The following is a 22,947-nucleotide window of genomic DNA, read 5'->3' as shown; positions in this document are numbered from 1 at the left end:
GAACTAATATGCTCGATCAACTCCCTGTGCTGCCGTTAGTTATCGCAGTTTTCGTCCTGTTTCTGGTGTATTCCGGTGTTGTTTCCGTCCGCCAGGGCTATCAATACACCATCGAACGGTTTGGCAAATTTACTCGCTCGCTAAAACCTGGGCTGCATTTTGTCGTGCCGTTTGTCGACCAAGTGGGCCATAAGGTCAATATGATGGAACAGGTACTTGAAATTCCTTCGCAAGAAATCATCAGCTCTGACAATGCCATGGTGAGTATTGATGCGCTGTTATTTTTTGTGCCGATTGATGCTGCGAAATCAGTCTACGAGGTAAACCACCTAGAACATGCCCTGCGCAATTTAGCGCTCACCAATATCCGGACCGTTTTAGGCTCCATGGAGCTGGACAAAATGCTGTCGGAGCGCGATGAAATTAACTCGCGCTTGCTAGCAGTGGTCGACAGCGCCGCCGAGCCTTGGGGTGTTAAGGTCATCCGTATCGAAATCAAAGACATTGCCCCACCTGCCGATTTGGTTGAAGCGATGGCCAATCAAATGAAAGCCGAGCGTGACAAGCGTGCGGCGGTACTTGAGGCCGAAGGCGAACGACAAGCCCAAGTGCTGCGTGCAGAGGGTGAAAAGCAAGCGCAGATCCTCGAAGCCGAAGGCCGCAAAGAAGCCGCATTTCGCGATGCCGAGGCCCGAGAGCGACAAGCCGAAGCCGAAGCCGAAGCGACACGCATGGTGTCCGATGCCATTGCCAAGGGTAACCCGCAGTCGCTCAATTACTTCATCGCGCAAAAGTATGTCGACTCGCTCAAAGACATTGCCGCAGCAGAAAATCAAAAAGTGGTGATGCTGCCGCTGGAAGCCTCGGGCATCTTAGGTGCCGTCGAAGGCGTTAGAGAGCTGCTGAAATCAACAGGTAAGTGATCATGATGCTACTTATCGATTGGCTCAAACAAATGGAGCCCTCAGACTGGGCCATCGCCGGCATCATTTTGGTGGTGCTGGAAGTGGTCCTGCCAACCAGCTGGTTGTTGTGGCCAGGGCTAGCAGCACTGATAGTGGCACTGCTCCACTGGTTGATCCCACTTGGCTGGACCGCTCAGTTGCTAACTTTCGCTGCTTTGACCATGCTCATGTTGGTTATTGGCCGCCGCTTTTACAATCCAGCCAACATTCGTAGTAGCCAGCCCGACTTAAATCAGCAGGTTGGCCGCCATCAGGGCAAAGTAGCGTCCCTGACTCAGGATGTTGAAAACGGCCGCAGCCGAATTCATTTGGGTGATAGCGAATGGCAAGTGGAGCTCCCTGCCGGAGAGACTGCCAAGGCGGGCACTCAAGTGGAAATAACGGGGCAGCGAAGCAATACGCTCTTGGTAAAAATAGTCGAACAAAAACAATAGGAAACTAACATGCAGGTTTTAGGTATTGATATCGGAGGCTCAGGTATTAAGGGCGCCGTGGTGGATGTAACTACTGGTGAATTGATTAGCGAGCGATTACGTATTCCTACCCCTCAGCCTGCAACCCCAGAAGCGGTGGCGGCAACCGTGGCCGAGATCTGCGACCAGCTTCATTGGCATGGCCTGGTGGGCTGCGGATTTCCGGCAGCGATTCAGCATGGCGTCGCGAGAACCGCCGCCAACATCGATGACAGCTGGCGTGGCGTCAATGTCCAAAAGATTTTTTGTGAAGCCACTCATCTGCCTTGTTACGTCGGTAATGATGCTGATGTCGCTGGTCTAGCGGAAATGCAATTTGGCGCCGGTAAAGATTTAGATGGCGTGGTGTTTATGGTCACCATTGGCACAGGGCTCGGTACCGCGCTGTTCAATAACGGCGAGCTTGTTGCTAACACCGAGTTGGGTCACCTGTTCGATAACAAAGGCCGTGAATGGGAACATCGCGCTTCTGATGCCGCTCGCAAGCGTGACGATTTGGATTGGCAAGAATGGGCGAAGCGTTTTAATAAATACCTGATTACGCTGGAGCAATTGTTTTGGCCTGATGCCTTTATTCTCGGTGGCGGCGCCAGCAAAAAATTCGACAAATTTGCCGATGCGATTGATGTAGCCGCGCAAGTAACACCAGCCAAATCGCTCAACCAAGCAGGCATCATCGGCGCCGCAGTGTTGGCATCGCAAAGTCATCAATCGTTAGATATGACGCAACTGCCGGGTTAATGCCCAGCGATCGACGCACGACGTGAACAGACAACAGCCAGCAATTGCTGGCTGTTGTGGTCTACATCAATTGACTAATCATCATCATCAATGACGATGTCATCATCGTCGTCGTCATCATCATTGCGTGTGGTCTTGGCAGACAACGCGCTGACATGAGGCCGGTTGATGCGCTTCTGGTACTTCATCCAGACTTTCTCCAGAGCCGATTCTGCGCTCAATTCGCCACGAATCACCGCCTGTAAGCGCTGCTCCTCGTCGGTTTCTGGTGTGATTAAATCATCAGCCAAAGCCGCTGCTAATTTGCCATGCTGCTCCAACACCTGACTTTCTTTCAGTGAAAAATCGCCAGAACGAGAAAACCCATAGGGATAGTTTCGAAAATCTTGAAAACGCTTTTTCAGCGTCATCCGCATCTCTTGAGACATAGTAACTGAATCTCCAAAAAACACCGTTGACGGATCAAAATCAGAAATAATGTTGCATACGTTATTTGTCAAAAGAAAAATTTATGAATAAGCGAAAAAGTTGCCCGAATTCACGTCTTGGCGGAACTTTTTTCAGCCGTGAAAGCCTTGCGCCAGCAGCCTTTCGCCGCAGAATTCGAAGCTTAGTTGAACCAGATCAAGCAGATCAGGGTGATCTATCTCAAGAAATTATTACAATAACGCCACCAAAAATACGAAAAGAACGTCCTATACTGCTAGAGCCAAACGCAATAGCCACCGTCAATCACACAATAGTTGGTGGCCTAAAGTGCGCGGCGTGACCGTTAAACAACTCGGTTGGCAGCTATCAGGCAGACAAGATTTTGAAATACAGGACAGAGGAAACCCATGATTAAAAAGATTGGTGTACTAACCAGCGGCGGTGACGCGCCTGGCATGAATGCCGCAATTCGCGGAGTAGTTCGGGCTGCATTGTCAGAAGGTTTAGAAGTCTATGGCGTCTATGATGGTTACTTGGGTCTGTACGAAGATCGGATCGAGAAAATGGACCGTCGTTCAGTATCAGATGTTATCAACCGTGGCGGTACATTCTTGGGCTCTGCTCGCTTCCCGCAATTCAAAGACGAAGCGGTACGCCAAAAAGCCATCGAAAACCTCAACAAACACGGCATCGAAGCCTTGGTTGTGATCGGTGGTGATGGCTCTTACATGGGTGCTAAATGTCTGACTGAAATGGGTTATCCATGTATCGGCTTGCCAGGCACCATTGACAACGACGTACCGGGCACTGATTACACAATCGGTTACCTGACGGCGCTGAACTGTGTCATTTCAGCCATTGACCGCCTGCGTGATACTTCTAGCTCTCACAATCGTATCTCTGTCATCGAAGTGATGGGTCGCTACTGTGGCGATTTGACCATGGCCGCTGCGATTGCCGGTGGTGCCGAGTACGCCATCGTTCCTGAAAAGCCATATGATGAAACTCAGCTGATTGAAGATGTCGTCAAAGGCATCAAAAATGGCAAGAAACACTCGATTATCGTGGTCACTGAGCACATCACCGATGTTCACCAGTTGTCGAAGAAAATTGAAGCTCGTACCGGCCGTGAAACACGAGCAACGATTCTTGGCCACGTTCAACGTGGCGGTGCGCCAACAGCGTTTGACCGCGTTCTGGCGAGCCGTATGGGCGTTTACGCTGTCGATCTACTAATTAATGGCCACGGCGGCCGTTGTGTTGGTGTTGTTTCAGGTGAGTTAGTACACCACGACATCATTGACGCCATTGAGAACAAGCGCCGCGTCTTTGATGAAGAGCTGTACCTAACCGCTGCGAAGCTGTTCTAAACCAGAATCGCTCTCATGTTTTGAAAAGCTCCCTGTATGGGAGCTTTTTTATTTGCGCTACAATCGCCGCCATGTTGTCAAAGAAAAGAGCCATCGAGATGCGTTTGCTATGCCGTTCTGGTTTGGCTTTTTTATGTTGCTTGCTTAGTTGCTTGCCTGCGGCCAAAGTCGCTTACGCCAACAACGGAGCAAATGACGTCGCAATTGACGGCCAATGGCGCAACATTGAAGACAACGAGCAGCTCAAGGTGATGTCGCGCTTTGATTTTTCACCCGGCATCGTTAAACGCGGCGCACTGGTACTTGAGCGTTACCCACCGGCATGCACCAATGCCGCCTTGCAGCTTGAATTCGGCCCTAGCGATCAATTCAACCAGAGTATGGGCGGCCAGCAATATCAGTTTCGCTTTGCCATCGATCACAACCCCGCGCGGATAGCCACGTTCACCAGCCATTCACAGCAGCGAGTCGATGGTAACTACTTGTTGCTTCAGCTAACCGCCATGAGCCGAGCAAGCACCTTGCTATCAGAAATGAGCTCTGGTCAGCGACTGACCATTCGCTCGATTAACAATGCCTTGAACACGTCCATCACCATTCCGATGACGCAAACAGCAAAGATTATTAGAGGCGGCATTGATGCCTGCATCAGGCAAGCATACAAGCTTGATGAGCGAACTCGGATTAGATAATTCAGAGAGAAAATTGGAGCGGCACACGAGGTTCGAACTCGTGACCTCGACCTTGGCAAGGTCGCGCTCTACCAGCTGAGCTAGTGCCGCTTATTGATATACAGTGAGAATTGGAGCGGCACATCGGGTTCGAACCGATGACCTCGACCTTGGCAAGGTCGCGCTCTACCAACTGAGCTAGTGCCGCATCACTGTATTGATCGGGCTTGAGGAATTGGAGCGGCACACGAGGTTCGAACTCGTGACCTCAACCTTGGCAAGGTTGCGCTCTACCAGCTGAGCTAGTGCCGCGTTCCGTCAAGCGGATGCGAATTTTACGCAAATCCGCCGACGATGCAAGCCCAGATCGGAAAATTTCTGAAATTAGCTTCAAAACCCTGATTCTGGGCAGTTTAGCTGCGTAAAAAATGTTCACGATAGTAACCCAACTCGGCAATCGACTCGCGAATGTCGTCCATGGCCAAATGGGTGTTTTTCTTTGCAAATGGTGCTAAGTCAGGTCGCCAACGGCGAGCCAGCTCTTTTAAGGTGCTGACATCGATGTTGCGATAATGGAAAAATTCAGCCAGCTCGGGCATGTATTTGTAGATAAACCGCCGATCTTGGCCAATGCTGTTGCCGCACATCGGCGAAGCGCCTTGGTCAACATGCTCTTTAAGAAAGGCCAGTGTTTCAGCCTCCGCTTGTTGCACCGAGTATTGGCTCGCTTTAATTCGAGCAACCAGTCCAGATTCGGTGTGGGTGCGGGTGCACCAGTCATCCATACCTGCCAAAACCGTATCACTCTGATGAATCGCAATCACCGGCCCTTCGGCAATCACGTTTAGCTCATCGTCCGTGACTATGGTTGCGATCTCAATGATGACATCTGTCATCGGCTCCAACCCAGTCATCTCCAAATCAATCCAGATCAGGCGCCTGTCTCTAGCCACAAATGCACTCCTTTTCGTCTAACCGTACATATCCAAGCAGATTGGTATTATCATAGCAATGGACACCATCAACCCCAACTGGAACCCGACTTGGCGAAACGTAAAAAACTCAGCAAAGGGCAGATCCGCCGCATTCAACAGAACCGCCAGCGCAAACTTGAGCGTGGCGTTGAGCAACAACCAGAAGCGGGAGCATCAATCGATGACGACATGCTCGGCGCAGAGCAGCACGGTTTAGTGATCAGCCGTTTTGGCCAGCATGCCGATATTGAAGACAATCAAGGACAGGTGATCCGTTGCGACATCCGCCGCAATGTATCGTCGCTAGTGTGTGGTGATCGGGTACTTTGGCGTGAAGCTCGGGAGAGCGATAAGCGCCGCGGCGTGGTTGAGGCCGTGCAAGAACGCCATAGCCAAATGACTCGGCCAGATTATTATGATGGCGTCAAAATTGTCGCCAGCAACATTGATCAGGTGTTTGTCGTCAGCAGTGTCTTGCCTGATTTTTCTGATCAAATTATCGACCGCTATATTATTGCCGCTGAAGACATGGGGATCACACCGACCCTGCTGGTCAACAAAATTGAATTGGCCGATGAGCAGCAACGACAGCACATTGATGAGCGCTTGGCCTATTACCAGCAATTGGGCTACCCAACGCTCACCATCAGTTGTAAGCAACAACTGGGGATTGAGCAATTAATACCGAAATTGAATGACCAAATTAGCATCTTTGTTGGTCAATCCGGCGTAGGAAAATCGTCGTTGATCAATCAATTAATCCCCGACGCTGATATTGACGTGGGCGATATTTCAGAAAATTCAGGCTTAGGTCAGCACACCACGACGGCGTCGCGGATGTTGAGCTTTCCCGGCGGCGGGCGCTTAATTGATTCTCCGGGTGTGCGCGAGTTTGGCTTGTGGCACCTGACTCCTGAACAAATTATCAATGGCTATATCGAGTTTTTGCCGTTGATCAGCCAGTGCAAATTTCGCGACTGCAAACACCAAGCAGACCCTGGCTGTGCGGTGAGAGCAGCACTCGATGCAGGCGAAATCCCACAATTCCGGTTCGATAACTACCATAAGATCATGCTCAGCATGGAAGAAAACCGCAGTAATCGAACCTTTGTTCGCTGATCTAAGCGACTCGAATGTGTACACTACAGCGGTTCATTTAACAGAGGTAAACACGTGTCTATAGATTCACTTAAGGTGGCTTTGCAATATTGCTTCCCACAACACGGCCTGAGTCGCTTATTAGGCCGCTTAGCAGCAGCTCAAGCCGGAACAATCACGACACGGACCATTCAATGGTTTATCAAACGCTATCAGGTCAATATGGACGAGGCGGCCAACCCTGATCCTGGTGGCTATAAGACTTTTAATGATTTCTTTACCCGAGCACTGAAACCCGGCGCGCGGCCAATTGACGACACTGCCAACACCTTAGTTCAGCCGGCAGATGGCGCAGTAAGCCAGTGCGGCGCGATTAATAACGGTCAGATTTTTCAAGCCAAAGGTCACGAATACAGCGCCACCGCGCTACTTGGTGGCGATGCCCAGTTGGCCGAACAATTCAATGACGGCACCTTTGCCACAATTTACTTGTCGCCGACCGATTATCACCGAGTACACATGCCGGTTGATGGCGTCTTACGGCGGATGATTTATGTGCCAGGAAAACTCTTTTCAGTGAACCCGCTCACTGCGCAAAACGTGCCAGGGCTATTCGCCCGTAATGAGCGCGTCGTTTGCATTTTTGATACCCCTGTTGGGCCGATGGCGCAAATCCTAGTTGGCGCAACCATTGTCGCTAGCATGGAGACGGTTTGGGCCGGCACCATTACTCCCCCTGCCGGCAAGCAAGTATTCAGCTGGCAGTATCCGGCGCAAGGGCCGACATCAGTGTCACTGAACAAAGGCGATGAGATGGGCCGCTTCAAGCTCGGTTCAACGGTCATCATGCTATTTGGTAAAGATGCGATTAACTTTGTCGATTCCATGGCAGCAGAAGCGACGACTCGAATGGGTGAGCCAATGGCGACCTTTGGCCGAGCCGAATAAATGCCAAGCCAATCTGCCGCCGAGCAACGTAAAGGGCTGCTGTCATTACACGGCGCCGTGTTGCTATTTGGCGGTACCGCGCTATTTTCTCAGCTGATCGAGCTCACAGCGCTCGATATCACCATTATTCGGTGCTTTATTGCGGTCGCAACCTTTATCGCGCTGTTTCAGTTTCGAAACGAGCGCGTCCGGCTAAATAACTGGCGAGATTATCTGATCGCGCTCGCACTGGGCGTATTGATGGCGACGCACTGGGCGACTTACTTTGCCGGAATGCAATATGCTGGCGTAGCCATCGGCGTGATTGCATTTTACACCTACCCGCTGATGACCGTGCTCATTGAGCCGTTGCTGCATCGACAGCTGCCTCATATCACGGACGCATTGATGGGCTTAGTCGGGCTTGCCGGATTGTGGCTGATCGCGGGGAATAGCGGTACGACGCAGAACTCAGAAGTCATCGCCGGGATCCTCACCGGCGTGTTCTCGGCCTTGCTATTTACCGCCAGAAACCTGTTGTATAAATATCAATTTTCACACTATAGCGGCACCCAGGCGATGTTTTATCAAACCCTCATCGGCGGTCTCGCGCTAGTAGCCTTTCTCTCTGATGACTGGCAACAAGCCAGTGGCAAAGACTGGACCTTTTTAATCCTTCTTGGCGTCGTTTTTACTGCACTGTCTCATTCTTTGTACACCACCAGCCTACGCTATTTAAAGGCAAAAACAGTTGGCTTAATTTCCTGTATGCAGCCTTTGTACAGCACCTCGCTTGCTGTGTTGATACTAGCTGATGTACCAACCTGGCGAACGCTCTTAGGCGGCGCTTTAGTGCTATCAGCTGCGGCTTACGAGACACTTTATGGCCACAAACAGAGCAAAAGCTGAAGACACAAAAAAGCCCCTCGAAAGGGGCTTTTTTGTGCTGTTTTGCGACTTAGCTGACGCGCGCCTTTTTCCGTGCTCGGGCAACCATCAACAGGAAACCTGCCATCATCAAGGCAATCGCTGAAGGCTCTGATACCTTGGTAATCGTTGTCTTTTTGGCAATGGTCAGCAGGTAATCTTCCACTTCACCTTGATACAAATAGCCTTTAGGCCTTAAAACCCCACCGCCGTTATTGACAATCGACTCAGAACAAGCCACCCGAACGCGCATCCAAGTGTCGCCAATCATGGCATCCATTGGAATCGTGATGGTTTGATAGAAAAAGCCATGGGTGTCGGCACTGTTCTTTACATAACCCAAGCTGTGGTTAGTTGAATCGATCCAACCTAACGAACGGTTTGGATCGCCGCCACCGTCAATATTACCTTCGGAATCTCTATTCTTATCCCAAGTCACTTTAGTCAATAGCTCGCCTTTTTTGCGGCCTTCAAACTTAAAGTCTTGGTCCCAATCAACCCACGCTTTCAGCTGATCGTAGTTATGGGCATAACCTGTGGTGCTGCGGGTAAAGCTGAATTGAAACTCAACCGTATCGCCTTGCTCTAGCGTAGCGGTGTTGGAATAGTCTGACCAACTGCCGTCGGACTGCTTGATACGCCATTTAACGCCATCAGAGTCAGTCGCGTCACCATTGGTGTTTGCCGCTTCGCTGTCCCAACTGCTGCCGAGGCGCTGCCAAGTTGGCGTTTCATGGCAAGCTTGCGCGTAGCCTGAAGCATTACCGTAATCAAGATTGATGGACTTACTCGAACAACTAATGACCGAACCTGCGTATGACAAACCGCTCATTAGAGCCAAACTTGTCAGTAGTGTGATTTTTACCGCTAGTAATTTCATACGACGCTCAAACCCAAAAAGTACAACAACTACGTATCGTTATTTAATTTAATATCGATTCACGCGGAGTAAATAAGCACAAATCAAGCCAACATTATTTAGACTTAATTTACAATAAGTTAAGTAACAACCCATAAAAATTGAGTATATATTCTAAACTGATTGTAAATTTTTCTGACGATTATTTTTGAGAATTAACAAAAATTTCAGAAAACAGTTCATTCGCAAATTTCTGCTCCGCAATACCTTTCGGAAAATCAGGTAGTTGCTGGAGTAGCGCGCGCGCCTCAGCCTGACGCCCTGTTTTGGCAAGCGCATATGCTAAATGGAATCGAATTTCGATCTCCGAGGACTCCCTTACATGCGCCTCTCGTAAATAGCCTAACCCTTCGGAATACTGCTCGTTCAACGTCAATGCCCAACCGTGGGTATCGAGAAACTGGGCATTCTGAGGGAGCAACTGCAACGCTTGCGCCGAGGTCGATACCGCCAGCGGATAGTTATTCTTTTGAATATGAATAAACGCCAGGTTATTTAGCGCCACCGCCTTGCGGAAATCGGGCACAGGTTGGGTCAGCAACAGTTGCAAATGATGCTGAGCACGGTCGAACTGGCCGTGCTGCAAATAAAAGTCGGCCAGAGTGTGGCGCATAAAGTCATTGTGCGGCTGTTTATCAAGCTGGGCTTCAACCAACTGAGCATATTGCTGCTGACGCTCAGCACTTGCGCTCAATTGCGTCATCCGAGTAAAGGATTTGACGTTCAAAGGGTCCAGCTTAAATGCAGCTTGATAATGAGTCAGAGCTTGTTCAGTTTTGTTTTCCGCCAAGGCGACATCGCCACGCAACACCTCTAGGTAGACCGCGGAAGCCCCTTCCAAATCAGCAAAATCGGCTAGCAACGATTTTGCCTCAGACACTTTTTGCTGTTGTAACGACAGCTCAATTAACTCGATAAAGGCGATGCTTGAGCTAGGCTGTAACGCCAGCGCCTGGCGCAGCGATTGCTCAGCACTGGTCAACGCTTGATTAGCTCGCTGCATGCGGCTCAACTCCACCAGTCGGGCGGCATTCTCAGCCCACAAGCGGCTCAATTTGGCCAACACGCGATCGGCACCCTTGCGATCGCGTTGTTCAATCAGCATCTGCGCCTTGAGCACAGCGGCTTCTTCATTGTTTGGATCTTGATACAAGGCACTGTCGACCATGCTCATGGCATCGTCAAAACGCCCCTCCTGATGGTAGATTTTGGCCAACTCAACGGTCACAGTCAGGCGATCGCCTTTGACCTTTTCTTTGAGAATATCAACAGCTTCATCAACTCGACCAAGGTCAGTTTCGATTTTGGCTAACAGATACCACAGTTGATTATCTCTGGAGTGCGCCTGAGTGACCGGCTTGATCACTGACAAAGCTTGTTGAGGCTGTCCTTTGGCGCGCAATAAACTGGCATAGGCGTAGGCCACATTGCGCTCGTCTGGAGTGCGTTGATACAAACCAGCCACGATTTTTTCGGCTTCGTCGGCTTGTTGCAGCTGCACCAACAACCGTGCTTTGAACAGCAGATGATCTTGGTTATTTGGCTCTTGCTGCAGTAGCTCATTGACAATAGCTAATGCTTGCTGAGGCTGGCCAACGTTGCCATAAGCCGTCGCCAAGGCGTATTGATACGCTCGGTCTGACTGATCCGTGGCCCGCAATAAGGTTGCGAGCGCCTCATCATATTGGCCACGTTTGGTCAGACTTTTTGCCATCAGAACGAGTAACGACGGCGCCCCCGGATAACGCTGCTCGATTTGCGGTAAATAATGTCGGCTGTCATAAAGCTTGCCGTAATCAACATACAAGGATGCGAGGATCAGCGCCTGATCCAAGTTATCCAGTAATTCTTTCTTATAGCCATCTAACAGGGCCAAAGCTGACGGATAGAGTTCAAGCTGCAGGTAGGTATCGGCCAGCATCACCGCCGCATTGACGTCACGTTCCTTGTCTAGGTAGGTCTCAAACTTACGACTAGCTTCTTCCCACTTCTGTAATTTGTAGCTAGTGACGCTATCGATAAGGAGCAACTCACTGCTTTTCAGCAGGTATTGAGTGTCAACCCGCGACAACTGACTGTGAAGTTGCATCAGCACCTGATCGGCAACACTGTCTTGATTCAGATCCGCTAGCAAGTTGCTCTTAATCAGCTGAGCATGGGGATCGTTTGGCGCGATGGCCAAAATTTGCTCCACTGACTGTTGTGCTTTGTCATAGTTAGCCAAATCGACGTAGTAAGTAATCGCTAATGCTTTAAGCGCAGGGACACTTTCTGGTGCCAGCTCTACCGCCTTTTGATAGGCCGCGAGCGCAAGTTGCACATCATCGCGTAGATAATGAGCTCGACCGGCGAGTAACCAGTATTGGCTGTCAGAGCTCGCAACGCTCTTTATGGTTGCCAGTAACTGCTCGGCTTCATCTAACTGCTGTTGTGACAGTAACACCGCGGCAAGGCCAAGATTCGCTTTCAGTTGCAGCGGCTGTTGTAGAACAATGGCGCGGTAAATCGACTCCGCCTGGCCGATATTACCGAGCGCTCGATGGGCTTGAGCCTGAACCAGTTGATAGTGAACTTCACCGGCGTCGGATAGCACCATGCGGTTGGCATAATTTAATGCCTGTTCATACTTGGCTTGAGCCAACAATGCCTGCCCCAACAACTCAACAATAATGTCGCCATCGGCGCCTTTGCGAGCCGCTCTGTCGAGCTCATTCTCGGCCATTGCGTATTGGCGCCGATCGATGAGGATTTTTGCTAATAAAATCTGTGCAGGGAGGTAATCAGGGTTATCTTGCAGGGCGTTTTTGAGGTGGATGTAGGCTTCTTCAACCTTGTTGGCCTCGTAGGACTGCAGCCCTTTTTCGTAGTTGCTCAACTGAGCAAGCGCCGGAGCAGAGAAGGCGCCGAATAACAAAGCGATAAAAAAACGAGTCTGGATATACATATGATGACCGAATTACCACTGCGGTAACTTCAACAATCCATTTACAATAATGGCCACCAAGTTACGAATCTTAAGGCCAAACAGCAAGTTCTCATTAACTTCAATCGCTGATTATTTGCTGCTGAGCGAAAACTAAGGGCGAAACAAGCAAAATTTGCTGTTTCACTTTGATAGATCACAATCTGGCTATATTTTTTTGTAGGTCAAACCAAAAGATGATCCTGCGCAGGAGCACCAATCCAAGTGCTCCTAAACTGGCTCTAGCTTTTTTCATCGACGACTCACCATACGATGGAGTGTTCTATGATCGAGTGGCGCAAACTGGCTATCTGCATCGCCTTATTCGTGCTGGTATTAATCCTACCCGCTGACTGGTTACCTTTAGCTGACTTGAATCCCATTCAGCAGCGACTACTGGCGATTTTCGTGCTCGCTGCGGGCCTGTGGATTTTGGAGCCGATTCCGGTATTCGCCACATCTGTGGTGATTATTACGCTGGAGTTAATGATGCTATCGAGCGCCGGTCTCGGCTGGCTTGTCGCCGATTTTCGCAGCGCTGATTTGTTACTGCCTTACACCAGCATTCTCAACGCCCTCAGTTCGCCGATTATCATCCTGTTCTTAGGCGGCTTCGCTTTGGCCGTGGCGGCCTCCAAATACGAGCTGGACATTAACCTAGCGCGCGTATTGCTCAAGCCGTTTGGCCATAAGCCGCAAAACGTAATGCTGGGCCTGATGATGATCACCGCAGTGTTCTCCATGTTCATGAGCAATACCGCGACCACCGTGATGATGTTGGCGATTCTGGCGCCGGTTTTGGCGGCAGTACCAGAGGGCGATCCTGGGGCCAAGGGGTTGGTGCTGTCGATTCCTGTCGCAGCCAACCTCGGCGGTATTGGCACCCCCATTGGCACGCCCCCCAATGCTATTGCACTGCAGTATCTTGAAGGCGCAAATGCGGTTAGTTTTGGTTCTTGGATGGCCTTTGGCGTGCCTTTTGTCATTGTGATGTTGGCAGTGGGTTGGTTTCTGCTGACGCGATTCTTCCCGCCAAAAATGACCGAGCTGAACATCAACATTAAGCGCAAATTCCGTACCTCGCCGCGCGCGATTATTGTTTACGTCACCTTCGCCACCACCATTCTGTTGTGGTTGTCGACCAAGCTGCACGGCATGAACAGCTACGTGGTGGCTATCCTGCCACTGGCGGTATTCACTGCTACCGGCATTATTAGCAAAGAAGATTTGAAACTGTTCAACTGGGATGTCATTTGGCTAGTTGCCGGTGGTATCGCCATTGGTATAGCGTTGTCTAAAACAGGCCTAGCTGAAGCAATTGCCCACGCCGTCGACTTCACCGTATTGCCGCTGGCTAGCGTGTTCATTGGTTTAGCCGTGTTGTGTTATTTGATGGCCAACTTGATGTCCAACACCGCCACCGCCAACTTGCTAATGCCGGTTGCCGTCGCTGTAGCAACAACACTCATTGATGCTGGCCAACTGACCGGCACAACATCGCTGCTGTTGGTGGTGGCACTATCTGCATCAATGGGCATGGTATTGCCAGTGAGCACGCCGCCCAATGCGCTGGCCTATTCCAGTGGCAAGATTAATAACAAAGATATGGCCAAGATTGGCATCGCGGTCTCATTAATCGGTTTGACGGTTATTCTGAGCGCATGTTTACTTGCAGTATGAATCGATAGCTGATGAGTTCAGCATGCAGGTTTTTGCCCATCGTGGCGCCAGTGGCGACCATCCAGAAAACACCTTGGTCGCCATTGAGCGTGCGATTCAATTTGATGCCGATGGCATCGAGATTGATGTCCAATTAGCCGATGATCAGGTCATGGTGTTCCATGACCGTTGGCTCCACCGCACCACCAATGGTATTGGTCGGCTGCGCGATGCTAGCTTTGAGCAACTCCGACAACTGAAAACCGGTGGCGATCAACAAATCCCAACGCTACTCGAAGTGCTCGATTGTATCCGAGGTCGATGCCAGCTCAACGTGGAGTTAAAGCACAAAGAGGTGGCTGGACCAACGCTCAATGCGCTCGATTTTGCAGTAGCGCAACTCGGCTTTGCCCCAGAGCAACTGATCGTTTCTAGCTTTCACCATCGCTTATTGTCTGAGCTTCGTTATAACTGGCCGCAATACAACTACGCCGGTTTGACCGCCAGTGTGCCATTGGATTTAGCAGAGTTTGCCCAGCGCATCGGCTGCTCGGCGATTCATATTGATGTGGCCAATCTCGATGATGATCTCATTGATGATGCTCATCGGCGTGGCTTGCAGGTGCGGGTCTATACCGTAGACGAGGTCGATGATGTCATCGCTTTGCAAGCTCAAGGTGTAGACGGCATTTTCACTAACTTCCCCAGCCGCGCTATTGCCGCATTAAAGCCGATTGAACCATCTGGAGAACAAGCGCCCCATGGAAGCGGGGTGTCGACATGAGTTTGCTCAACGACTTGAAGCAACAATGGGTCGGTGTGGTGAGCCTGTTTATTGCCGTCACGGCACTGGCGGCTAGCCAATATCGCAGCGACGTGACTGAACATAACCGAACCATAAGATTTGCTGCTTTTGAAATGCTCAGGGAACTGGGAGCTCTGCAGCAACTGGTCCATCAAACTCATTTCGGTGAGCAGCCACCAACGGATTACAACCTCCAAGGCTGGAATCATGTGCTGTTGATCCGAGATTTCAGCGTATTAATGCCTCCACCCGTGCCCCAGCACACTGAGCAACTATTCGCGCAGTGGCAACAACACTGGCCGACTCTAGCCACGGATCGCGATAGCAACGATGCCATCAGCCACCAGATTACCGCCACCCGCAACGCGGTCACCCAGCTGGTAAAGGCGTTGGAGTAGCTAGCAAACGAGCCTGAATTAGAACCAGCTAATTCACCATGCTCATCTAAGTCGATAGCAAAGCCAGCCATTAGCAATTATCGCTGACGCTGCAAGCCCATCCTTGGGTCGCTCGACAGACAGCATCCTTGCTGTCTGACGCACCGATACTCGCCAATGCCTAGCTTTTCAAACAGTCCACGGGCTTTTCAGGAGAGTTGTCAATAGGACGAAAACAAGCTTCTGCCGCAGGGAAGCGGCAGTAGAGCCGACATGGGACAACTTTATAAAGTGGTCGCGTAGGCAGGAAGCCGGAGCGGGACTTTGCAAAGGGCAGGAGCCCGTCAGCAAAGTATTCACGACGAGTCTGAGTTAGAAGCAGCTAATTCTCCTTGATGGCCCAAATGGATGGTAAAGCCAGCCATCAGCAATTATCGCTGACGCTGCAAGCCCATCCTTGGGGCGCTCGACAGACAGCATTCCTGCTGTCTGACGCACCGATACTCGCTAATGCCCGACTTTTCACACAGTTCATGGGACTTTTAAGGAGAGTGACCAAAGCTAGGCCATGGTAGCTTTACGCTGTGCCAGCAAAGCAAACGCCAGCGCGACAACAGCCAAGCACCAAACTAACGTCGCTCCGCTCGGTAAATCCCACCAAGCCGAAATCAGTAATCCTGCGGCGTAAGCCAGTATCGACAAGCCATAAGCAGTGGCCAAACGCTTGGCGCCTGACGGCAAGCGATTGGTCGCCAACGGCACCATGATCAAGCTAGCAAACACCAGATAGACGCCGACTAAATCCACCGCACTAGTAATCGCAATAGCAAAAATGGGATAGAACCAAATACCGTTTAATAACGAGCGCTTCCACCACAGTAAAACCAACACGCCAGCTACCACTACCCCATGCCAAACCAACATATCCCAAGTTGCCCAAAGGATAGAGCCCGACAAGGTTTGCTTGAGCAACTCGCCACCGTGTGGATCATGAGCCAACACCAGCAAGCCCGCAGTTGCTGCTAATACATAAATGCAACCAATAACCGCTTCTAACTCTTGTTTTAAGCGTTTTTCCAACAGCGCCAGCACCAAGCCAGCGAACATGGCAAACACCACCGACAGCAAATATTCAACGCCATGGAAGGTATGCATCAAATGCAGCTGATGCGCCACCACAATGCCCAATGCTGCCACCTGCGCTATCGCCAAATCGATGAAGATAATGCCGCGACGCAACACCTGATACCCTAGCGGCACATGGGTCGACACCACCAACAAACCGGCCACTAGTGCCGGTATCAGGATCGGTAACAAATCAGCCATCGGCGGCTACCGCAGCTAGCAGTTGATCGATTGCCGTTTGATACAGCCCAAATAAATCAACCAGCTGCTCCTTGTTTGGATCCACACTATATGGCAGTCCCAGCACGGCAGTCCCCGTCTTAGATGACAACCAATTGGCCGCTTTACCATCTTGGTAAGACGCGTAAATAATCAATTGATAAGGCTTTTGCTTGTGCAGGCTAACCAAAGAGGCCAGATGACCACTGGTTGGCGGCAACCCCGGCTTTGGCTCTAAATCACCCACTTGCTCAATACCCAACCAGTCATATAGGTATCGATAGCTGGTGTGGTATGACACCACCTGCACCCCATTTAAGCTCGATGCTTGGGCAGCCCATTGTTCACGCTGGGTCTGCCAGCGCTGCAAGAACGACGCGAGTTGTTGCTGGTAGCGTTCTGCATTGGCTGGCTCGATAACGATTAAGCGCTGAGTGAGGGCTTTAGCGATTTGCTCGATGCGAGTCGGCGACCAATGGACATGAGGATTGCCGCCACCATGCACATCGCCCATGCTGCGGTCGACTTTGCCTAGCACATCTAACCGCTCGACTTGTTCAGCGGCATAGAAGGCGCCGGGTTGGCCATCTCTGACCTTGCTGTTATTGGCGCGCATTTGCAGCGCTGGCAACCAGCCGATTTCAAGCTCGGAACCAGAACACACGAATAGATCGGCACGGCGAAGCTTGGCAATTAAGCTCGGTCGAGCCTGAACATAATGAGGGTCTTGATAAGCAGTGGTTGCGCTGTAAATATCAGCTTCAGGCGCTAGCTCTTTGGCTAACGAAGCCCACTCGGGTTCGCAAGCAAAGATGTTCAGCGCCCGAGCTGGTGCTGCTGCACTGAGCAGCACCGTCAACGCAACAGCCCACATTTTAGAACATGTGCGCACCATGGTCTCCTATCGCAGTTGTGTATTGCAGAGTGAAGACATTGTCCTCTACGCCATCGGCTTGGCTCTCATCGCGAGTATATTGGAATCGCAATAACGAGAAGTGAGAGAAGTTGTACTGCAACATAAAGTCATACGCTTTTGGACTGTCAAAACCTTCCTCAGCATAGGCGTCATCGGCATCAATTTCACTGTAGCGAACACCAGCCGCCCAGTGTGGTGACCATTGATAAACCAACGAGGTGTACCAGCCAGTATTGTCAGCATCAAACGCTTCCCACTCGCCGTGTTCTTCGTGCTCTTCTTCCTCGTGATCGTCATGTTCTTCGTGGAACACAGCACCATCTTCGTCAACTTTGATCCACTCAGTCTGCCAAGTCACCGACTGATACTTGTAGTTGCCGCCTGGAGCCCATTTCAACACAAAGTCAGCAACATAGAAGTCTTTGTCACCGTCGAACTCACAGAATGCAGGACCAGCTTCGTGTTCTTCATGCTCGTCGTGATCATCATGATGCTCTTCGTGTTCGTCATGTTCATCGTGTTCATCATCATGGCCGTGATCATGGCTCGAGCAGTGGTCCGGATCGACATCGGTTTTCATCCATGCCAAGCCACCCTGCCAGCTTAAGCTTTCACTAATGTCGTCCCCAATTTTTGAATACACCACATGGCTGCCGACGGTATCGCCGGAGGCCGCTGGGAATTGGCCACCTTTAAAAGCCTCAACACCAAATTCCAGATAAAAATCGGTTGGCGCAACCCAGTTCAAACGAACACCGTCATCGTAATAATGGCGGCCCAGCAAGCCACGATAGGCAATTGGGCGATCGGCGTAGTAATCGGTGTGAGTGTGCTTTGCATTGAGGTAGCCAACGTTCGACATAAAGCGACCGGCGCGAATCGCCAAGCCATGCGGCAGCCCCATGGTTTGAATAAAGGCTTCCTCCAGCTCGACTTCAGTGTCGCCATCATGGTCTTCAAGTACCACCGTCATTTTGCCGTAAATCATGTCATCGGCAGCGCCCGACAAAGCCAACTCAGAATGATCCAGCCAGAATCCATCTTGGGGACCCGATGCATGGTCGCCATCAATCGGCAAGCCAGAAATACCAGTGAAGTCCTCATCCCGTGAGGTAAAACCGCCATTTAAGATGGCACTGACGTTAATGTTATTCAGTCCAGACTTGGCTTCTTCAGCTGCAGCAGGCGCTGCAGCAACAGCCAACGCAGCAGTGATCGCTGCCGCTAGAACAGTAGTGGATTTTTGCATTGTTATTCTCCCAAAGCACAACGACTCATCCTGCCGTTGTGAGCATGTGTTTAGTTAGGTGTTGTAAGAAAAGAAAAAGCTAGATAACAGCTGGGGGGCCGCGACAACTGGTTGCAAACGTTGGCGCTAAAGGTTTGGAAGTAACAATACGGATGCGTCTTGCCAAACTGAGTAAACACAGCGAGGCAATTAACGCGGCAGCCGGCGTCGAGCTGACAGCGACTGAATGCTTGACCAGACACAAGGTACACACCACATGCTGACCCTCATCCTCATGGACGTGATCGGCACTATGCCAGCTTGCAGCAAGCTGCAATCCGAGCAAAGCGACCACCAACATGGCAAGGAGCCAAATTCGGTGGTTTGGAGTGAACCGTTGAAACATCGACTAATTAATCTGGTGATTATGTGAACCGGCTCATGCTATAGCCAAGCTAAAAGTTAATCAATGACAAAAATAAGACAAGTTGTTAACCAAACTTGTCATCCGAGTTCAACAACTGCGGCTAATTGCCCCCTCATATGGTCCTTCTTTGATCCAATTTGCAGACTAACAATTGCGGTAAAAATGCAACAACGACCTATAGTTAACAACTCTGGCAGCGCCTTTTCACAACTGCCGGAAAAAAAGATCAAGATCAACCTATATTCAGGTACGTATCAGTACCATCGGGACAGCCCTACAACAATTAAATAGAGCCAGTTCTTGGGAGAACATTAGTGGACATAATCACAACCGATATCGCGATTGTCGGTGCCGGTGGTGGAGGCTTGCGCGCCGCCATTGCTGCTGCCGAAAAATATCCAGATTCGAGTATTGCCCTAGTTTCCAAAGTCTACCCTATGCGCAGCCACACGGTGGCGGCAGAAGGCGGGTCGGCAGCGGTAGTACAAGATCACGACACACTGGATAATCACTTCAACGACACGGTCGCCGGCGGCGACTGGTTATGCGACCAAAACGTGGTCGAATACTTCGTTGAGCAATCGAAAAAAGAAATGCTACAACTCGAGCACTGGGGCTGCCCCTGGAGCCGTAAAGAAAGTGGCCATGTCAACGTCCGCGCCTTCGGCGGCATGAAGATTGAACGGACTTGGTTTGCCGCCGACAAAACCGGCTTCCACATGCTCCACACCCTATTCCAGACCTCGACCAAATACAGCAATATCACCCGCTATGACGAGTTCTTCTGCCACGATTTAATCGTTGAGAATGGCGCAGTCAAAGGTCTGGTAATGATCAACTTAGCCGAAGGCACTTATCATCTGATCCGCGCAAAATCAGTGATCCTAGCCACCGGCGGTGCAGGCCGCGTCTATCGCTACAACACCAATGGCGGCATTGTGACTGGCGATGGCATGGCGCTAGCTTATCGCCATGGCGTTGCCCTACGCGATATGGAATTTGTTCAGTATCACCCGACCGCACTGCCCGGCACCGGCATTTTGATGACCGAAGGCTGTCGCGGCGAGGGCGGCATTCTGGTCAATAAAGATGGCTATCGCTATCTGCAAGATTATGGCATGGGCCCCGAAACGCCACTCGGCGAGCCGAAAAACAAATACATGGAGCTGGGCCCGCGTGACCGAGTTTCACAGGCCTTCTGGCACGAAGAGAAAAAAGGCAACATGATTGATTCCAAATGGGGCATGGTCAGCCACCTTGACCTGCGTCACTTGGGTGAAAAGAAAATCAACGAACGCCTGCCATTCATCCGCGAACTAGCCAAAGCCTATGTCGGCGTTGACCCAGTTCATGAACCAATCCCAGTGCGACCGACCGTCCACTACACCATGGGCGGCATCTACGTCGATCCAAATTGTGAAACCACCGTCAAAGGGTTATTTGCAATTGGTGAATGTGCCAGCTCAGGCTTACACGGCGCCAACCGCTTGGGTTCAAACTCGCTGGCAGAATTAGCCGTACTCGGGCGAGTGGCCGGTGAAAATGCTGGCGCCCGTTCGCTTGAAGTCGACCACATTAGCGAAGCCGACGCCATTGCCCAAGCCGAAGCGTCAATTGCTGCTGCCGAAGCCATTCGCAGTCAGTCCAACGGCACCGAGAAGCTAGGCGATTTGCGCCAACAGTTGATCGAAACCATGGAGCGCGGCGTTGGTATTTATCGTGAAGAAGGGTTGATGCAAACCGCCATCGACGAGCTGAAAGAATTGCGCGTTCGCCTTGGCAATCTGAAGCTTGATGACGAATCAACGGTGTTCAATACCGAATGGCTCAATGCCATCGAGTTTGGTTACATGCTTGATGTTGCAACCGTCATGGCTCACTCGGCGATCAATCGTAAAGAATCTCGTGGTTCACATCAGCGTATTGATGGCTATGAACAACGCGATGATGAAAATTACCTGAAACATACGTTGGCGTTTTACCGCGAAGACGGCATTCCCGATATTCAATATCAGGATGTAGTGATCACCAAATCACAGCCGAAAGAGCGAGTCTACGGTGCCGCCGCCGAAGCGCAAGAACAAGAAGGAGGTGCAAAATGAATAGCGCGATGATGCGCGTCAAGGTCCAGCGTTATCGCCCGGAGCAAGACGACGCCCCCTTCATGCAAGAGTTTGAAGTGCCGTATGCCGACGATATGTCGATCATCGATGCCCTCCATTACATCAAAGATAATCTAGATGGCACCTTGAGTTATCGCTGGTCATGCCGAATGGCCATTTGTGGCTCTTGCGGTTACATGGTCAATGGTGTGCCCAAACTCGGTTGTAAAACCTTTCTGCGAGATTACCTCAACACCGGTATCACGGTGGAATCATTGGCCAACTTCCCAATCGAGCGGGACTTGGTCGCTGACATCGGCGATTTTGTGGAAAAGCTCGAAGAAATTAAGCCCTACATTATTCGCCAAGATGCGGTATCGGTGGACGATGGTGAGCACCTACAAACGCCCGCTCAGCTCACTCGATATCGTCAATACAGCCTGTGCATCAACTGCGGGCTTTGTTATGCCGCTTGTCCTCAGTATGGCCTCAACAACGAATTCATGGGACCAGCAGCCCTGACTTTGCTACACCGCTACAACCAAGATTCCCGCGACCAAGGCCGTGACGAGCGGATTGATATCGTCAATGCCGAGGAAGGTGTCTGGGGTTGTACCTTTGTCGGCTATTGCTCGGAAGTTTGTCCAAAAGGTGTCGATCCGGCATCGGCAATCCAGCAAGGCAAAGTCGAAAGCAGCACCGACTTTGTGATGTCAAAACTTCGTCCACGGAGGCCATCATGAGTAAGCGCAAACCTTATGTAAAACCGATGCCAGCCAATTGGTTTATGGCCAATCGATTCCATACCCTGTATATGCTGCGCGAAGGCACCAGTATTTTTGTTGGTCTTTATTCGCTGATCATGTTGTGGGGACTGGCCGCACTGGTCAAAGGCGAAGCGGCGTGGAATAACTGGCTTGGTCACATGGAAAACCCTATCTACATTGGCTTTCATTTGATCGCTTTAGTCGCCTGCTTATACCACGCCATAACTTGGTTCTCGCTGGCGCCAAAGGCCATGCATTTGCAAAAAGGCGATCAGAAAATCAGTGACAAGCCGGTGGTCGTCGGCCATTACATCGTCTTTGTTATTGCCACCATCGTGATTCTTGGCTTTGTCGCTTGGGGAGGTGCCGCATGAGTAAGTCAGGCAAAACATATCATCGTGCCGATGAGCCTATCTTTTGGGGCTTGTTTGGTGCCGGCGGCGTGGTTGCAGCATTTGCCACCCCAGCGCTGATCCTGATCACCGGTATTCTAGTGCCGCTCGGCGTGTTGCAGTTGGATTATGCCAGCGTCAATGCATTTGCCAGCAACTGGCTGGGCAAGATTATTTTGCTAGCGGTGATCGCGTTCCCAATGTGGCACGCTTGTCACCGCATCTTCCATGCTATGCACGATTTGAAGATTGATACTGCTCGCGGTTTCTTCAAACTGTTCTGGTATGGCATGGCCTTTGTTGTCTCGATCGCCGCTGGTGCCTATCTGATTGCGATTTAACGATGAGGTCGCCCCGATCAAAAAAGCCACCGAAACTCGGCTGTCTCTTGATCACATCTTAGAGTTCAAGAGACTTGGCTAATTCGTACCCTTCAAGGATGGCTTGTAATTTGAGCCATCCTTGCCACAGCAC

General features: G+C 50.8%; 23 protein-coding genes and 3 tRNA genes. 15 read left to right on the top strand and 11 right to left on the bottom strand.

Annotated features, from left to right (window positions below; translation table 11 throughout):
* Positions 1 to 8 precede the first annotated feature (8 nt).
* From IC617_RS15750 to ppgK, 3 genes are read left to right on the top strand one after another with little or no spacing between them, the layout of a single operon-like run.
* A complete protein-coding gene (locus IC617_RS15750; RefSeq protein ID WP_191145945.1) occupies positions 9 to 923 on the top strand; it encodes an SPFH domain-containing protein in 915 nt (304 codons plus the stop codon).
* A 2-nt stretch (positions 924 to 925) separates the two neighbouring features.
* Positions 926 to 1,399, top strand: coding sequence for an NfeD family protein (locus IC617_RS15745; protein WP_191145944.1), 474 nt, complete (start codon positions 926 to 928; stop codon positions 1,397 to 1,399).
* 9 nt (positions 1,400 to 1,408) lie between these two features.
* Positions 1,409 to 2,179: a polyphosphate--glucose phosphotransferase gene (gene ppgK, locus IC617_RS15740; protein ID WP_191145943.1), complete on the top strand. Its 771-nt coding sequence runs from the start codon at positions 1,409 to 1,411 to the stop codon at positions 2,177 to 2,179.
* A gap of 74 nt (positions 2,180 to 2,253) precedes the next feature.
* On the opposite strand, the gene IC617_RS15735 is transcribed toward ppgK, so the two are convergent.
* On the bottom strand, positions 2,254 to 2,607 hold the full coding sequence (locus tag IC617_RS15735; RefSeq protein WP_191145942.1) for a MaoP family protein: 354 nt from the start codon (positions 2,605 to 2,607) through the stop codon (positions 2,254 to 2,256).
* A 408-nt stretch (positions 2,608 to 3,015) separates the two neighbouring features.
* On the opposite strand from IC617_RS15735, the gene pfkA reads away from it, so the two are divergent.
* Both pfkA and IC617_RS15725 read left to right on the top strand, forming a co-directional pair.
* Complete coding sequence (gene pfkA / locus IC617_RS15730; protein WP_191145941.1) at positions 3,016 to 3,978, top strand: 6-phosphofructokinase; 963 nt, start codon at positions 3,016 to 3,018, stop codon at positions 3,976 to 3,978.
* 98 nt (positions 3,979 to 4,076) lie between these two features.
* Entirely contained in the window at positions 4,077 to 4,670 is a 594-nt protein-coding gene (locus tag IC617_RS15725; RefSeq protein ID WP_191145940.1) for a hypothetical protein, read from the top strand.
* 14 nt (positions 4,671 to 4,684) lie between these two features.
* Here the strand turns inward: IC617_RS15725 and IC617_RS15720 are convergent.
* From IC617_RS15720 to orn, 4 genes are all read right to left on the bottom strand, one after another.
* Positions 4,685 to 4,760 (bottom strand) — tRNA-Gly (locus tag IC617_RS15720).
* 21 nt (positions 4,761 to 4,781) lie between these two features.
* Positions 4,782 to 4,857 (bottom strand) — tRNA-Gly (locus tag IC617_RS15715).
* 28 nt (positions 4,858 to 4,885) lie between these two features.
* A tRNA-Gly gene (locus tag IC617_RS15710) sits at positions 4,886 to 4,961 on the bottom strand.
* Positions 4,962 to 5,062: 101 nt separating this feature from the next.
* Positions 5,063 to 5,602, bottom strand: coding sequence for an oligoribonuclease (gene orn / locus IC617_RS15705; protein WP_191145939.1), 540 nt, complete (start codon positions 5,600 to 5,602; stop codon positions 5,063 to 5,065).
* Positions 5,603 to 5,692: 90 nt separating this feature from the next.
* Between orn and rsgA the strand changes: the two genes are divergently transcribed.
* From rsgA to IC617_RS15690, 3 genes are read left to right on the top strand one after another with little or no spacing between them, the layout of a single operon-like run.
* Complete coding sequence (gene rsgA / locus IC617_RS15700) at positions 5,693 to 6,742, top strand: small ribosomal subunit biogenesis GTPase RsgA (RefSeq protein WP_191145938.1); 1,050 nt, start codon at positions 5,693 to 5,695, stop codon at positions 6,740 to 6,742.
* Between the two features lie 60 nt (positions 6,743 to 6,802).
* Positions 6,803 to 7,669, top strand: coding sequence for an archaetidylserine decarboxylase (gene asd / locus IC617_RS15695; RefSeq protein ID WP_191145982.1), 867 nt, complete (start codon positions 6,803 to 6,805; stop codon positions 7,667 to 7,669).
* Entirely contained in the window at positions 7,670 to 8,557 is an 888-nt protein-coding gene (locus IC617_RS15690) for a DMT family transporter (RefSeq protein ID WP_191145937.1), read from the top strand. It abuts the gene before it with no gap.
* A gap of 49 nt (positions 8,558 to 8,606) precedes the next feature.
* Here the strand turns inward: IC617_RS15690 and IC617_RS15685 are convergent, their stop codons facing one another.
* Both IC617_RS15685 and prsT read right to left on the bottom strand, forming a co-directional pair.
* The gene (locus tag IC617_RS15685; protein ID WP_191145936.1) at positions 8,607 to 9,455 is read right to left on the bottom strand and encodes a GEVED domain-containing protein; all 849 of its coding nucleotides are present in this window, start codon (positions 9,453 to 9,455) and stop codon (positions 8,607 to 8,609) included.
* A gap of 181 nt (positions 9,456 to 9,636) precedes the next feature.
* Positions 9,637 to 12,438 carry an XrtA/PEP-CTERM system TPR-repeat protein PrsT gene (prsT, locus tag IC617_RS15680; RefSeq protein ID WP_191145935.1) on the bottom strand — a complete coding sequence of 934 codons (2,802 nt, stop codon included), beginning with the start codon at positions 12,436 to 12,438 and terminating at the stop codon, positions 9,637 to 9,639.
* 303 nt (positions 12,439 to 12,741) lie between these two features.
* Here prsT and IC617_RS15675 point away from each other — a divergent pair, with 303 nt between their 5' ends.
* The 3 genes from IC617_RS15675 to IC617_RS15665 are packed head-to-tail and all read left to right on the top strand — an operon-like array spanning position 12,742 to position 15,318.
* Positions 12,742 to 14,136, top strand: a complete 1,395-nt coding sequence (locus tag IC617_RS15675; protein ID WP_224746064.1) for an SLC13 family permease — start codon at positions 12,742 to 12,744, stop codon at positions 14,134 to 14,136.
* 22 nt (positions 14,137 to 14,158) lie between these two features.
* Complete coding sequence (locus tag IC617_RS15670; protein ID WP_191145933.1) at positions 14,159 to 14,899, top strand: glycerophosphodiester phosphodiesterase; 741 nt, start codon at positions 14,159 to 14,161, stop codon at positions 14,897 to 14,899.
* Positions 14,896 to 15,318: a hypothetical protein gene (locus IC617_RS15665; RefSeq protein WP_191145932.1), complete on the top strand. Its 423-nt coding sequence runs from the start codon at positions 14,896 to 14,898 to the stop codon at positions 15,316 to 15,318. Before IC617_RS15670 ends, IC617_RS15665 begins: the two co-directional genes overlap by 4 nt.
* A 540-nt stretch (positions 15,319 to 15,858) precedes the next feature.
* Here IC617_RS15665 and IC617_RS15660 read toward each other — a convergent pair.
* The 4 genes from IC617_RS15660 to IC617_RS15645 form a co-directional block, all read right to left on the bottom strand.
* Complete coding sequence (locus tag IC617_RS15660; protein ID WP_191145931.1) at positions 15,859 to 16,623, bottom strand: metal ABC transporter permease; 765 nt, start codon at positions 16,621 to 16,623, stop codon at positions 15,859 to 15,861.
* On the bottom strand, positions 16,616 to 17,536 hold the full coding sequence (locus IC617_RS15655; RefSeq protein ID WP_191145930.1) for a metal ABC transporter solute-binding protein, Zn/Mn family: 921 nt from the start codon (positions 17,534 to 17,536) through the stop codon (positions 16,616 to 16,618). Before IC617_RS15655 ends, IC617_RS15660 begins: the two co-directional genes overlap by 8 nt.
* A complete protein-coding gene (locus tag IC617_RS15650) occupies positions 17,517 to 18,806 on the bottom strand; it encodes a hypothetical protein (RefSeq protein ID WP_191145929.1) in 1,290 nt (429 codons plus the stop codon). The genes IC617_RS15655 and IC617_RS15650 overlap by 20 nt, the downstream gene beginning before the upstream one ends.
* A gap of 79 nt (positions 18,807 to 18,885) precedes the next feature.
* The gene (locus IC617_RS15645; RefSeq protein ID WP_191145928.1) at positions 18,886 to 19,191 is read right to left on the bottom strand and encodes a hypothetical protein; all 306 of its coding nucleotides are present in this window, start codon (positions 19,189 to 19,191) and stop codon (positions 18,886 to 18,888) included.
* A gap of 335 nt (positions 19,192 to 19,526) precedes the next feature.
* On the opposite strand from IC617_RS15645, the gene frdA reads away from it, so the two are divergent.
* Genes frdA through frdD form a run of 4 tightly spaced genes read left to right on the top strand, consistent with a single transcriptional unit; the run spans position 19,527 to position 22,814 of the window.
* The gene (gene frdA / locus IC617_RS15640; protein WP_191145927.1) at positions 19,527 to 21,314 is read left to right on the top strand and encodes a fumarate reductase (quinol) flavoprotein subunit; all 1,788 of its coding nucleotides are present in this window, start codon (positions 19,527 to 19,529) and stop codon (positions 21,312 to 21,314) included.
* On the top strand, positions 21,311 to 22,057 hold the full coding sequence (locus tag IC617_RS15635) for a succinate dehydrogenase/fumarate reductase iron-sulfur subunit (protein WP_224746063.1): 747 nt from the start codon (positions 21,311 to 21,313) through the stop codon (positions 22,055 to 22,057). Before frdA ends, IC617_RS15635 begins: the two co-directional genes overlap by 4 nt.
* Positions 22,054 to 22,455: a fumarate reductase subunit C gene (locus IC617_RS15630; protein ID WP_191145926.1), complete on the top strand. Its 402-nt coding sequence runs from the start codon at positions 22,054 to 22,056 to the stop codon at positions 22,453 to 22,455. Before IC617_RS15635 ends, IC617_RS15630 begins: the two co-directional genes overlap by 4 nt.
* Complete coding sequence (gene frdD / locus IC617_RS15625; protein WP_191145925.1) at positions 22,452 to 22,814, top strand: fumarate reductase subunit FrdD; 363 nt, start codon at positions 22,452 to 22,454, stop codon at positions 22,812 to 22,814. The genes IC617_RS15630 and frdD overlap by 4 nt, the downstream gene beginning before the upstream one ends.
* The last annotated feature ends 133 nt before the right edge of the window (positions 22,815 to 22,947 follow it).

Source organism: Neiella litorisoli, assembly GCF_014773395.1.
GTDB classification, from domain to species: Bacteria; Pseudomonadota; Gammaproteobacteria; order Enterobacterales; family Neiellaceae; genus Neiella; species Neiella litorisoli.
The sequence above is the reverse complement of the archived record's forward strand: the minus strand, read 5'-3'. Positions and strand labels throughout refer to the sequence as shown.